At 23.4% G+C, this 14,085-nt stretch carries 14 protein-coding genes; 11 read left to right on the top strand and 3 right to left on the bottom strand.

The window, feature by feature from the left end:
- The first annotated feature begins 22 nt into the window (after positions 1-22).
- The 8 genes from nuoK to AB4W74_RS00870 all read left to right on the top strand — a co-directional run bounded on the left by nuoK (position 23) and on the right by AB4W74_RS00870 (position 8,002).
- Entirely contained in the window at positions 23-325 is a 303-nt protein-coding gene (nuoK, locus tag AB4W74_RS00835; protein WP_367682122.1) for an NADH-quinone oxidoreductase subunit NuoK, read from the top strand.
- Positions 322-2,166 carry an NADH-quinone oxidoreductase subunit L gene (gene nuoL / locus AB4W74_RS00840; protein ID WP_367682123.1) on the top strand — a complete coding sequence of 615 codons (1,845 nt, stop codon included), beginning with the start codon at positions 322-324 and terminating at the stop codon, positions 2,164-2,166. Before nuoK ends, nuoL begins: the two co-directional genes overlap by 4 nt.
- A gap of 86 nt (positions 2,167-2,252) precedes the next feature.
- Positions 2,253-3,758 carry an NADH-quinone oxidoreductase subunit M gene (nuoM, locus tag AB4W74_RS00845; RefSeq protein WP_367682124.1) on the top strand — a complete coding sequence of 502 codons (1,506 nt, stop codon included), beginning with the start codon at positions 2,253-2,255 and terminating at the stop codon, positions 3,756-3,758.
- A 31-nt stretch (positions 3,759-3,789) separates the two neighbouring features.
- Complete coding sequence (locus AB4W74_RS00850) at positions 3,790-5,247, top strand: NADH-quinone oxidoreductase subunit N (RefSeq protein ID WP_367682125.1); 1,458 nt, start codon at positions 3,790-3,792, stop codon at positions 5,245-5,247.
- A 193-nt stretch (positions 5,248-5,440) separates the two neighbouring features.
- Positions 5,441-6,208, top strand: coding sequence for a TerC family protein (locus tag AB4W74_RS00855; RefSeq protein ID WP_367682126.1), 768 nt, complete (start codon positions 5,441-5,443; stop codon positions 6,206-6,208).
- A gap of 61 nt (positions 6,209-6,269) precedes the next feature.
- Positions 6,270-7,028 (top strand): Mur ligase family protein, encoded by a 759-nt coding sequence (locus tag AB4W74_RS00860; protein WP_367682127.1) that lies wholly within the window; start codon positions 6,270-6,272, stop codon positions 7,026-7,028.
- Positions 6,995-7,510 (top strand): glutamate ligase domain-containing protein, encoded by a 516-nt coding sequence (locus AB4W74_RS00865; RefSeq protein ID WP_367682128.1) that lies wholly within the window; start codon positions 6,995-6,997, stop codon positions 7,508-7,510. Before AB4W74_RS00860 ends, AB4W74_RS00865 begins: the two co-directional genes overlap by 34 nt.
- Positions 7,511-7,546: 36 nt before the next feature.
- Complete coding sequence (locus tag AB4W74_RS00870; RefSeq protein ID WP_367682129.1) at positions 7,547-8,002, top strand: CvpA family protein; 456 nt, start codon at positions 7,547-7,549, stop codon at positions 8,000-8,002.
- 83 nt (positions 8,003-8,085) lie between these two features.
- Here AB4W74_RS00870 and AB4W74_RS00875 read toward each other — a convergent pair whose 3' ends face one another.
- On the bottom strand, positions 8,086-9,033 hold the full coding sequence (locus AB4W74_RS00875) for a ribose-phosphate pyrophosphokinase (RefSeq protein WP_367682130.1): 948 nt from the start codon (positions 9,031-9,033) through the stop codon (positions 8,086-8,088).
- A gap of 62 nt (positions 9,034-9,095) precedes the next feature.
- Entirely contained in the window at positions 9,096-9,977 is an 882-nt protein-coding gene (gene ispE / locus AB4W74_RS00880; RefSeq protein ID WP_367682131.1) for a 4-(cytidine 5'-diphospho)-2-C-methyl-D-erythritol kinase, read from the bottom strand.
- Between the two features lie 289 nt (positions 9,978-10,266).
- Here ispE and prfA point away from each other — a divergent pair, with 289 nt between their 5' ends.
- From prfA to sirB1, 3 genes are all read left to right on the top strand, one after another.
- Entirely contained in the window at positions 10,267-11,352 is a 1,086-nt protein-coding gene (gene prfA, locus AB4W74_RS00885) for a peptide chain release factor 1 (RefSeq protein ID WP_367682132.1), read from the top strand.
- Positions 11,349-12,176 (top strand): peptide chain release factor N(5)-glutamine methyltransferase, encoded by an 828-nt coding sequence (gene prmC, locus AB4W74_RS00890; protein WP_367682133.1) that lies wholly within the window; start codon positions 11,349-11,351, stop codon positions 12,174-12,176. The genes prfA and prmC overlap by 4 nt, the downstream gene beginning before the upstream one ends.
- A 147-nt stretch (positions 12,177-12,323) precedes the next feature.
- A complete protein-coding gene (sirB1, locus tag AB4W74_RS00895; protein ID WP_367682134.1) occupies positions 12,324-13,133 on the top strand; it encodes an invasion regulator SirB1 in 810 nt (269 codons plus the stop codon).
- Between the two features lie 17 nt (positions 13,134-13,150).
- Here sirB1 and nadE read toward each other — a convergent pair whose 3' ends face one another.
- Complete coding sequence (gene nadE, locus AB4W74_RS00900; RefSeq protein WP_367682135.1) at positions 13,151-13,957, bottom strand: ammonia-dependent NAD(+) synthetase; 807 nt, start codon at positions 13,955-13,957, stop codon at positions 13,151-13,153.
- Positions 13,958-14,085 lie beyond the last annotated feature (128 nt).

Below are 14,085 nucleotides of genomic sequence, written 5' to 3' on the forward strand. Positions count from 1 at the left end.
ATTATTAAAAGGATAATAATTTGTGATTTCTTTATTTCATGGTTTGTTTTTATCATTATTACTTTTTACTTTAGGTTTAATATCTCTTATAGTTCGTAGAAATATTTTATTTATATTAATTAGTTTAGAAATAATGATTAATGCTGCTGCATTATCTGTAGTTATAGCAGGAACTTATTGGAAACAATCTGATGGGCAAATAATGTATATTTTAGCAATTACTTTAGCTGCATCTGAAGCTAGTATAGCGTTGGCTTTGTTATGGCAACTTTATAGACGTAAAAAAACATTGAACATTAATATTTTAAGTGAGATGAGTGGATGAATATTATTTTTTTAATAATTTTGTTTCCATTAATTAGTTTTTTGTTTCTGTCTCTTATTCAAGGAACGATTTCTAAAAAGAATACTATTCTTATAGGTATATCTTCAATATTTTTTTCTTTTTTAGTTGTTTGTTTTTATGCTGTAAATTTTATACATTATTCATCTCGAGTTTTTATACAAAATTTATGGCATTGGATTGCCGTTAATGAATTAAATATAGATTGTAGTTTAGTATTAGATGGATTATCTATAAGTATGTTAGCGATGATTGTTGGCGTAGGGTTGTTAATACATGTTTTTTCTATTTGGTATATGAATAATAAAGAAGGTTATTCACGATTCTTTGCATATACTAATTTATTTATAGCTAGTATGTCTCTTTTAGTATTAGCAGATAATTTTATTTTTATGTTTTTAGGATGGGAATTAGTTAGTTTGTGTTCTTATTTATTAATTGGTTTTTATTACAATAACTCTAATAATATTTTTTATGCGCTTAAAGCTTTTATCTTAACTCGTATTTCAGACCTATTTTTAATAATTTCAATTTTTTTAATATATAAAAAATTTGGAACTTTTAATTTTCAAGAAATTAAATTTTTATCAAATATTTTAATCACAGAAAATTCTTTTGATTTAAATTTTATAACTTTTTTTTTATTAATAGGAGTTATTGGAAAGTCAGCTCAATTACCTTTACATACTTGGTTATCTGATGCTATGGTTGGTCCTACTCCAGTTTCAGCATTAATACATGCAGCTACTATGGTAACAGCTGGAGTTTATTTAATAGCACGAACTCATTTTTTATTTTTGTTGGCTCCTAATGTATTATATATAATAAGTTTTATTGCTATAACAACAATGTTGTTTTCTAGTCTTTGCGCTTTAGTTCAAACAGATATTAAGCGTATTCTTGCATATTCTACTATGAGTCAAATAGGATATATGTTTTTAGCTTTAAGTGTAAAAGCATGGTCTGCAGCAATTACGCATTTAATTTTTCATGCTATTTTTAAAGCACTATTGTTCTTATCTGCTGGGTCTTTAATTTTATCTTGCAATAATGAAAAAAATATATTTAAAATGTCTAATTTAGAAAAAAAATGTCCTTTTTTATATTCTTGTTTTTTAATTGGCGGTGGATCTTTAGTATCTTTTCCTTTAATTACATCTGGTTTTTATAGTAAAGGAAACATTTTGTTTAATGTTTTACAAAATGGTTATTTCAGTTTTTTTTTCATTGGTTTATTTTGTTCTTTATTAACATCTATTTATACATTTAGAATGATTTTTGTTGTTTTTCACAATAGTTCTATTGATTCTGTTATTTCTAATAAAAAATTAGTACATATTTTCCCATTATTAATTTTATTATTTTTTTCTACTGTATTTGGTTATTTTATAATAAAACCTCCATTATTTTATATTTTTCCATTGTCTAAAGATACAACAAATAGTAAGTTTTTATATGAAATAATCTCTAGTTTAATTGTTTTCTTTGGTATATTTTCTGCTTATTATATTTGGGTAAAAAAATTAAATTGTATTGATAAATTGATGAATTTAAAAGTAATGCGATTAGTTCATCATTTTTTATTAAATGGATTTTATTTTGATGTTCTTTACAAAAATTTATTTTTTAATTCTTATTTATATATATCTAAAGTTTTATCTTATGAAATATTTGATATATTCCCTAAATTTTTGGTTAAATTTACTAAAAATATTAATTTAATTTTATTATATACCGTTAATGGTAAACTAGAACGTTATATAACAACAATGTTAATTGGTATTAATTTTCTTTTTATTTTAATTTTATGTTCATTTTTATAATAAAAAATATTCATTTCTTGATTTTTTAATTTTAAAAGTCTTTATATTTTTAAATAAATATAGTAAATAATAGGAATATATATCTGATGTTGCTTTCTTTATTAGTTATCATTCCATTTTTAAGTGGTGTTTTTTCTTTTTTTTCATTTAAATATCAAAAAAAAATTTCGCGTTGGATTGCATTAATAGGAATAGGATTAACACTATTAATTGTTATTAAAATATGGTTGTCTGAAAATTATTGTATCCATCAGATAAAAGATTTTCCTTATCTAGAATATCAATTAATATTACCTTGGATACCAAGCCTTGGTGTTAATTTTCACCTTTCTATTGATGGTTTTTCAATCATCATGCTTTTTTTAACTTCTTTTTTAGGAATAATAGCTATTTTATGTTCTTGGAATGAAATTAAAGAAAATGAAGGTTTTTTTTATTTTAATATAATGTTAGTTTTAACTGGTATAATCGGAATTTTTATCGCATTTGATTTATTTTTATTTTTCTTTTTTTGGGAATTGACACTAATTCCTATTTATTTTTTAATTTCATTGTGGGGTCAAAAACAAGAAGAAGGAAAAAAATATATAAAAATTGCTAATAAATTTTTTATATATACTCAAATATCTGGTTTAATCATGTTGGCATCTATTTTATTATTAGTTTTAAATTTTTATCAAAACAATAATATTTTAACTTTTAATTATAATTTATTACTTACAACACCAATTGATAAAAATATAGAATATGTTGTTATGTTAGGATTTTTTTTAGCATTTATTATCAAAATGCCAATATTTCCTTTCCATGGATGGTTGCCAGATTTTTATGAAAAATCACCATATTGTGGAGCTATTGATATAATTGGCACCTTATTAAAAACTGCTCCATATGGTCTTTTACGTTATAATAAAGTTTTTTTTCCTCATGCAACAGAACATTTTTTACCGATAGTAATTTTTCTAGGTTTTTTTAGCATGTTTTATGGGGCTTGGATGGCTTTTTCTCAAATTAATATCAAACGTTTAATTGCTTATTCATCTATTTCCCATATGGGATTGATTTTAATTTCTATTTATGCTGGCAATGAAATTGCACTGCAAGGTACAATTATTCAAATTTTATCTAATAGTATATCTACTTCTGCTTTATGTATTTTGTCCGGTCAAATGTATAAATATTTAAAAACACAGGATATAAGAAAAATGGGAGGATTATGGAAAAATATTTATTGGATTCCAGGTTTTTCTTTATTTTTTGCTTTATCAAATTTAGGTATTCCAGGAAGTGGAAATTTTATTGGCGAATTTTTAATTTTATTTGGTATATTTAGTATACATCCATTTATATCTAGTTTTGCAACAATAGGTATTATTTTTACATGTATTTATTCTTTAAATATGATTCAAAAAATGTATTATGGTTCTTCTAAAGAAGATTTTCCGATGTTTTTTTTGAATATAAAAGAGTTTTTAATATCAATAGTATTAATTTTTGCATTAATTTTATTAGGATTTATGCCTCAAAAAATATTAAATACTTCATTTGATACAGTTCATTTTATATATAATTTTTCAAAAAAAACCTACTGATTCTATTTTAAAGATAAGGTTATGATTAATAATGATATTTAATCTACAAGAATTAATAGCACTTTCTCCTTTTTTTATTTTAATATTAGCTGTAATAATAGTTATTTTATCTATTGCTTATAATCGAAATCATTTTTCTATTGCTGTTTTTACTGTTCTCAGTTTAAGTTTAACTATTTTTTCATTATTTTTTTTAATTTTAATTGTTCCTATTAATATAACTAGTTTAGTTTATATTACTAAGCGTTCTATTTTATATATTAGTATGATCATTGTTTCTAGTCTTTCTAGCTGCATTTTTGCTTATCGGTGGTTATCAAGATATTCTTCTAATAAAGAAGAATTTTATTTATTAATGTTACTTTCAACATTGGGTGCTATTTCTTTAACTATTTCTAATCATATGTCATCTGTATTTATTAGTATTGAATTAATGTCTTTACCAATTTTTGGTTTAATTGCTTATTCTCAGTCTTACAAACACGCTTTAGAAGCATCATTTAAATATCTTATTTTATCTGGTGTAACTTCTTCTTTTTTATTGCTTGGTATTTCATGGATATATGCTATTTTTGGTAATCTTAATTTTTTATCTATAAATCAATTTTTTTCTTCTTTATTAGATGGTGAGAAAATAATAGTATTATTTGGCGTTATTATGATGTTAATGGCTTTTCTCTTTAAATTATCTGTAGTTCCTTTCCATTTATGGGTGGGTGATATTTATCAAGGTTCTCCTTCATCTGTTTTGTCTTTTTTTTCCGTTTCTGGAAAAATTGCTATTTTTAGTTTATTATTTTATTTTTTTTCGAATTTTTATATTTTTAATAATAAAATCATATTTTTAATATTGTCATTAATTAGTTTTTTTTCAATTTTGATTGGTAATTTAATGGCTATATTTCAAAAAAACATTAAAAGATTTTTTGGGTATTCATCTATATCACAAATAGGTTATTTATTAACAATATTACTTGTATCAAAAAATCAGAATTTTTTTTCTTTTCAGACAAGTAGTATTTTTCTATTGAATTATTTGTTTGCCAATATAGCATATTTTGGTTTTATTAGTTTATTTTCTTATTCATCTGATCATGATATAGATGTGATTGATTCATATAGGGGTTTGTTTTGGTCTCAACCTCTTTTATCTACCATGATAACTATTGTTTTACTTTCTTTAGCCGGATTTCCTATAACTTTAGGATTTATTGCTAAGTTTTCTATTTTTTCTATTATTTTAAAAAATCATTTATGGGCACTTGGCTTTTCATTTTTAATTGGTACAATATTGGGATTTTATGGATATTTAAGATTAATTATTAATATGTATTTAAGTGTATGTAATTCGTCATTTCATAATGTCAAACTCTCTCGTTCGTGGTTATATACTCCTTCTGGAATGTTAATATTTTTTTTTAGCACAATGTTATTGTTATTCGGATTATATCCTAATCCATTAATACATTTGATAAAATTAGCTCAATAAATATTATTAATTAATATAATCATTTAATAATTATTTTTTATTTACTATTTTTTTGGTTTTAATTATATTAATGTACAAAAAATATTTTAATATAAAAAAAATAAGTTTCTTTAAAAGTTATTTTTTTTGTTATATCTATATATTTTTACTATTTATTTTAATATTTTGGTATTTTGTTTATTGCCATCAAGGTATGCAAATAGCCAATGAAAATATTATTTGTTTTTTAACTAGCTATTTGTTGGAAATTTTACTTTCAATTGATAATGTTTTTGCATGGTTTCTTATTTTTAAATTTTTTAAAATACCTCTTATTTATCAAAAAAAAGTTTTATTATATGGTTTATGGGGGGCTTTAATTTTCCGTTCTATTTTTTCTTTCTTTGGATTTTTTTTATTTATTAAGTGGAGTTGGATTTTATATTTTTTTGGCATATTTTTTATATATACTAGTGTAAAAATTATTTTTTGCCGCCATGAAGAACTTAATAATAAAGAAGATAATATAAAATTTCTATGGATTTATAAATTTTTTCGGGTAACTAGAAATATTGATAACGAAAAATTTTTTGTAAAAATAGAAAAAAAATTATTTGTTACACCTTTGTTTATATCTTTAATTCTTATAGAGTTTAGTGATATTATTTTTTCAGTAGATAGTATTCCTGCTATTTTCTCTATTACTCATAATTTTTTCATTATTTTTTTTGCAAATTTTTTTGCAGCTATATGTTTAAGATCTATGTATTTATTTACATCAAATTTAATAAAAAATTTTCCTTTAATACAATATGCTTTACCAACTATTTTAGTTTTTCTTGGATTTAAAATACTAATAGAAAAATTTTTTAGTATTTCAATTTTTCTGACTTTAAGTGTTATAATAACAATATTAATTGCTGCATTTTTATTAAATATAATTTTTAATTATAAAAATTTTAATAACATATATAAAAAATAATAAAATATTAGATATTAATATCTAAATAAATTCTTTATTTGATTTAAATAAGTAAAAAGATATGCATAAAAAAAATTACACATTTTCTCAATGGATGAAGTATTTAGAAAACTTTGATACAAAGAAGAGAGAAAATCTTTTCCAACTGAAAATTATTGCAAAAAAATTAAATTTACTATCTTCAAAAGCGTTTTTTTTCATTGTCGGAGGAACTAATGGAAAAGGAACAACTTGTTCAATGCTGGAAACAGTATTATTAGATTCGGGATATAAAGTAGGATTATATAGTTCTCCACATCTTATACATTATAAAGAACGCATTAGAATTAATGGATTATATCTAAATAAGAATGAGCATATTTTTTCATTTTTAACAATAGAATCTATGAGAAATAATATTTCCCTAACTTATTTTGAATTTGTTACACTTTCAGCATTATTTTTATTTAATCAATATTCTCTAGATATTATAATACTAGAAGTAGGTTTAGGTGGACGATTAGATGCGACTAATATTATAGATGCAGATTTATCTATTATTACTAACATAGGAATTGATCATACTTCTTTTTTAGGTAGTAATCGCTATAGTATTGGTCGTGAAAAATCAGGTATTTTTAGGAAAGGAAAAATTGCAGTTATTGGAGAGAAAGACATCCCCTACTCTGTTGAAGAGGTAGCTAAAGAAAAAAAAACAATATTAAAAAAAATTCATGTAGATTGGTTTTGGAAAAAAAAAATATTAATTCATGGGAATTCATTCATTCAAATATTCAATTATATAAATTGCCTATTCCGAAAATACCATTATCTAATGTAGCAATTGCCTTATCTGCTTTGTTTTATTCAGGTTTAAAAATTAAATTACATAAATTAAACAATGCTATTTCTAATATTCAATTAGCTGGTAGATTTCAAATAATTTCTAGTTCTCCTTTTATAATTCTTGATGTTGCACATAATGTTCATGCTGCATTATATCTTGCAAAAAAAATTGATGAAATAAATAGCAAGAAAAAAAAAATATATGCAATTTTTGGAATCTCGAAAGACAAAGATATTTTAGGTATTTTTAGAGTCTTAAATAAAAAAATTTATTATTGGTATGTTGCGGGTTTAAAAACAAATCGTGCTGCCGATATTGAGGATTTAAAAAAAATTTTGATTTTTAATAATATATTATTCTTTAAAAATATTTATGATGCTTGGAAATCTATTCAAAAAGTGGTTACTAAAAATGATATTATTTTGATTTTTGGTTCTTTTTTTACTGTTTCTGAATTTATGTCTATAAAAGAATAGTACATTATTTTTTTAAAATAGTTTTGGAAAATTTATGTGTTTAATAGATTATTTTTTTTTTCTATTATTTTTATTTCTTTTTGTTTTGGATTATTTCGTGGTTGCATAAAAGAATTAATTTCTTGTTTTTTTTATTTTTTTATTATTTATTTCTTTATTAATTATTTCTATTTTAGTTCTTTTTATTTTAAAATATCAAAAAATTTTATTGAAAAAAAATTTTTTTTGATGATTTTAATTTATTTTTTTTTATTTATTTTAAAGTTTTTTTTAAATTATTTTTTTAAAAATTTTTTTATCATAATTGGGCTATCATATTTAAATATTTTTTTAGGAGGTATATTTGGTTTATTTCGTGGTGTTTTATTGATTTTTTTTCTTTACTTTTTTATTTTTTATTTTGATTGTTTATTTCATTTAAGTTATTTAAAAAATTCTTTATTTACTAATTTTTTTTTAAATATCAAAGATCATTTATTATTAAATATATAATAATTAAATAATTTTTTCTAAATGCTAAGCACATTAATATAGATATAGTGTGCTTAGGATTATTATAATTAATGTAAATAAAGTTAATGTTCAAACATAGCTGAAATAGATTCTTCATTGCTAATACGTCTTATAGCTTCTGCTAGCATACCTGCTAATGTTAAACTTCTTACATTTGGTAATAGTCTAATTTTTTCTTGTAATGGAATCGTATCACATACAACAACTTCATCAATTACGGATTTTTTTAAATTTTCAAATGCTTTTCCAGAAAAAATAGGGTGTGTAGCATATGCAAAAACTCTTTTGGCCCCTCTTTCTTTTAAAGCCTCTGCTGCTTTACATAATGTCCCACCTGTATCGATGATATCGTCAACTAAAATACAATCTCTATTTGCTACATCACCAATAATATGCATGATTTGGGAAATATTAGGACGAGGTCTTCTTTTATCGATAATTGCCATATCAGTATCATAAAGAAGTTTAGCAATAGCTCGAGCTCTTACTACTCCACCTATATCTGGTGATACAACAATTGGATTTTTTAGTTCTCTTTGCAACATATCTTCTAAAAGAATCAAACTACCGAATACATTATCTACAGGTACATCAAAAAATCCTTGTATTTGTTCTGCATGAAGATCAACTGTTAAAACACGATCTACTCCAATACTAGATAAAAAATCAGCTACTACTTTAGCAGTAATTGGAACACGTGCTGATCTTACGCGTCGATCTTGACGAGAATATCCAAAATAAGGAATTACTGCTGTAATTCTTCCGGCTGACGCTCTTCTTAATGCGTCTACCATGACAACTAATTCCATAATATTATCATTAGTAGGTGAACACGTAGATTGAATTATAAAAACATCGCTACCTCTAACATTTTCATTTATTTGAACACTAATTTCACCATCACTAAATCGACCCACATTAGCTTTTCCTAAGTTTATATAAAGTCGATGTGCAATAAATTTTGCTAATTTGGGAATAGAATTTCCAGCAAATAATTTCATGTCTGGCATAAACAACCTTGTTTTTTTATTTTTTTAAATTATTAACATAATTTATGTAAAGTAAAATACTTTTAATAATCAACAAACTGTATTTTTTTTTCGTGTAAAATACGATGTAATGGAGAAATATTAACACTTTTTGCAATAAAACCTTGTACATTTTTCGGAAGTAAAGAATATATTTTTTGTGCAGATATTTTATCATTAAATTCTGAAAATACGCATGATCCTGTTCCAGTAATACGAGAAGGTGCATAAGTAGATAATATAGAAAGTAATTTTTTTATTTTTTTAATTTTTGTTTTAGCAATACTTTCAAAATCATTACGAAATGGTGATGTTAATAAATCTTTAATGGTTTTTTTTTGTGTACCTTGTTTTAAAGAATAGCTAGAAAACATATTTTTTGTTAATATTGGAATATTAGGATAAACAATTAAATACCATTTTTCCTTTGTATGTATTGGATGTAGAATTTCTCCTATTCCTTCAACAATTGTAGTTTTTCCCATAATAAAAGCTGGTATGTCTGCACCTATTTTTAGGCTTAATAATGCTAATTCTTTTAATGTAAATTTTATATCCCATAAATTATTTAATACAATTAGTGCTGTTGCGGCATTAGATGAACCACCACCTAATCCACTACCTATAGGTATTTTTTTATTTAAAAATATTTTTGCTCCAAAATTAGAAGATTTTTTTTTTCTACAGTATAATGCTTGTTCTTTTAACAATTTAGCTGCGGTAATTATGCTATTTTCTTTGTTTAAAAGAGAATTATGTTCATTAAATAATTCAATAGTTCCTTTTTTGTTTGGAATTATTTTTAATGTATCACCATAATTAATAAATTGAAATAAACTTTGTATATAGTGATATTTATCTGAACGCATACCAGTTACATAAAGAAACAAATTAATTTTTGCAGGAGATGGCCATGTATATATCATTTATAATGTTTTTTTTATATTAATATTAGTTAAAATTATACTGAAAAATGTTAAAAATGATATAATCATTTTATTTAAAAAAATCTGTTTTTTAAAAGTAAATAAAAAAATATCTTCTTAATTATATTAAAATATATTGTATTTTTTATAGATAAAATCTATTTTTTTTAAAAATATGAAATATTTAGTACAAGTATTTTTTTAATGAAATTATTCGTATGATATAATTTTTACTTTTTTTAAGTAACAGAAATAATTTTAAGATAGATTGTGAATAGGATAATATTTTATGAATTCATCTATTTTTAATAAATTAAAAAATTTAAAGCATCGTTATGAAGAACTTGAAATAATGCTTTCTCAGAAAGATATTATATTAAATCAAGAAAAATTTAAAAAATTATCTCAAGAATATTTAAAAATTTCTGAAATTGTAAAAAATTTCATTGAATGGGAAAAATTGCAAATTGATATTGAAAATATTAGTTCTTTGTTTAATGATGCAGAAATGCATGATATAGCCCAGGAAGAGTTAGATATAGTAAAAAATAAAAAAAAAAATTTGGAAGAAAATATAAAAATATTATTGATTCCTATAGATCCTAGTGATCAACATAGTTGCTTTATTGAAATTAGAGCAGCAACAGGTGGAGATGAATCCTCAATTTTTGCCAGCGAATTATTTAGAATGTATATGCGTTATGCTGAAAATTGCATGTGGAAAACAGAAATAATGAGTTTAAGTGAGAATGAACGAGGTGGTTTTAAAGAAATAATAGCTAAAATTACAGGAAAGGGTGCTTGTGGTCGATTAAAATTTGAATCTGGAGGACATCGTGTTCAAAGAGTGCCTGAAACGGAATCTCAAGGTAGAATTCATACATCAACTTGTACTGTAGCTATTATGCCAGTTAGACCTATAACTGAAAAAGAAGAAATTAAAAATTCTGATTTAAAAATTGATACTTTTCGTTCTTCTGGAGCTGGCGGTCAACACGTAAATACTACTGATTCTGCAATTCGTATCACGCATATTCCGACTGGTAATGTAGTAGAATGCCAAGATGAAAGATCACAACATAAAAATAAAGCTAAAGCTTTATCTATTTTATCTGCTCGTGTATATGCTAATCAATTAGCTAAAAATAAACAAGAAAATTGCTTTATAAGACGAAATTTATTAGGGAGTGGTGAAAGATCAGATAGAAATAGAACATATAATTTTCCTCAGAATAGAATTACAGATCATAGGATTAATTATACTATATATAAATTAGATGAAGTTTTACAAGGTAAATTAGACTTACTTATTAAACCAATAATGCGAGAATATCACGCAGACATGCTGTCTTCTTTATCTAAATTTAAACTATGAATATAAATCTGTGGTTGGATAAATCTACTAAAATATTAGCTCATCTTGATAATCCTCGGTATGAAGCAGAATTATTATTAAGTCATTTTTTAAAATGTACACGTATTACAATCATGACTTCTGATAAAATTATTTTAAGCAAAAAACAATGTCAAAATTTAAATACTCTTGTTTATCGCCGATCTATAGGAGAACCTCTAGCTTATATTACTGGTCAAAAAGAGTTTTGGTCTTTACCTTTATGTGTTTCATACCAAACTCTTATTCCTAGACCGGATAGTGAAATTTTAATAGAAAAAATTTTATCTAGAATAGATAAAAATTTTAGATGTATTCTTGATTTAGGAACCGGTTGTGGTGCAATTGCTTTATCTTTAGCGAGTATTTGTTCTAGATGGAATATTGTTGGTGTTGATAATTCTAACGAAGCTCTTAAAATAGCGAAGATTAATCAATTAAAATTCAATTTTAAAAATGTTAATTTTTTTTATAGTAATTGGTTTTCAAATATAAACAAGAAGTTTCATGTTATTGTAAGCAATCCTCCATACGTTGATATCAAAGAATTAGGTATGCTTAAAAAAGATCTTTTTTTTGAGCCATTTAATGCGTTGATTTCTAAAAAAAATGGACTATTAGATATTAATTGGATTATACAAAAATCAAGTCAATATTTATTTCATGGAGGTTGGTTATTTATTGAGCACGGATGGAAACAAAAATTGCAGGTGCAGTATTTATTTAAAAAATATAATTTTTTCTACATAGAATCTTATAAAGATTATGGAGGTAATGATCGTATTACTATTGGTAAAAAAAAATAGTATATTTATTGATTATTTTTTTAAAATATTCAATATATTTTTTATTTTAAAAAAAAATAAATTTTACATTATTATAAAATATATATTAATATGTACACTTATCTAATTTTAATTTTTTGCTATCTAAAAATATTACTATAAAAAAATATGAAATATTCTCCAAAAATTGATTTTTCTAAGTTATCTCTTCTTGAGTCCGTAATTGCTACTTCTCAAGTTATTCGAGATGATTTTCCTACAAATTCTGTAGTTTCTGATTTAGATAATAAAATTAAAGAAGCAAAATCCTATATTGCATCTGAAAGTCAACCAAATTTACAACTAAAAAAGTTATTAACGCTATTTTATGAGAATTGGAATTTTGGTGCTGCAAGTGGTATTTACAAACTTTCAGACGTATTATGGATTGATAATGTTTTAAGAACTCGAAAAGGGACTGCAGTTTCTTTAGGTATTATTTTTTTGCATATTGCTAAAGAATTGCAATTACCATTAAATCCTGTAGTCTTTCCGACGCAATTAATCCTAAGGGCAGATTGGGTTAATCAAAAAAAATGGTTAATTAATCCGTTTAATGGTGATATTTTGGATCAACATACTCTAGAAGTCTGGTTAAAGGGAAACATTAGTCCTACTGCAGAATTATATGAAAATGATTTATATAAGTCCGAATCTATTACTGTTTTGCGTAAAATGTTGGATACATTAAAATTAGCCCTAATGGAAGAAAAAAAAATGGAACTAGCATTAAATGTTAGCAACTTACTTCTACAAATTAATCCAAATGATCCATATGAAATTCGTGATAGAGGACTAATATATTCGCATTTAGAATGTAATCATGTTGCTTTAACAGATTTAATTTATTTTGTAGAACATTGTCCAGAAGATCCAATTAGCGAAATTATTAAGGTACAAATTCATTCTATTGAACAAAAAAAAACAATTTTACATTAGATAATGATATTTATATTTTATCCTAAATTAATTTTTTTATGTTTATGTTGTCTTTCTAAAAATAATGTTTCAATTTTTTTTTGAATCGAAATATCTATTTTTTTTCCTTCTAAATAATCGTCAATTTCATTATATTTTATACCTAAAACATATTCGTCTTCTTGTTGTGGTTTTTTATCTTCAAGATCAGCTGTTGGTTTTTTTAGGTATAAATGTTTAGGACAATTTAGTTTTTTTAACAACAATCTTCCCTGTCTTTTATTTAATTTAGAAATTAAATTAACATCTGTCGCATTATCTCCGTGTTTAGTAAAAAATCCTGTAATAATTTCTGATGCATTGCTTGTTCCTATAACTAATCCATTTTTAACAGCAGCAACACTATATTGTACTTTCATTCTTTCTCTTGCTTTTTCATTTCCTTTAATATAATCTGAAATTTCTATTCCTCCTTTCTTTAAAGATATTTCGCTGCTTAAAACTGAATTTTTAATATTGATAAAAAAAACTTGATCTGGATTTATAAAGTTAATTGCATCTTGACAATCTTTTTCATCTAATTGTTTGCCATATGGTAATCGTAATGCAATACATTGATAAAAATTTTTTTTTGTTTCTTGTCGTAGTTCATTGATTGATAATTGACATATTTTTCCAGTTAAAGTAGAGTCTTGTCCTCCACTAATGCCAACTATTAATGATTTTATATGAATATTTTGAATTAAATATTTTTTTAAAGATTGAATACGATGAGATATTTCTTTTTCTGGTACAATTATTGATTGTACGCCTAATAATTCAATAATTTTTTTTTGTAAGTTCATTTGGATTTATATATTCTTTATTTTTAATATTATCTTTTTTTATTAAGTAATGTATTATATATTAAAAAGAAAAAATTCAAAAGATTGCATTAAAATATAATTTTTTTAAAAAAATAATAAATGGTAAA

The sequence above is a fragment of the Buchnera aphidicola (Hyalopterus amygdali) genome (assembly GCF_964059015.1).
GTDB classification, from domain to species: Bacteria; Pseudomonadota; Gammaproteobacteria; order Enterobacterales; family Enterobacteriaceae; genus Buchnera; species Buchnera aphidicola_BN.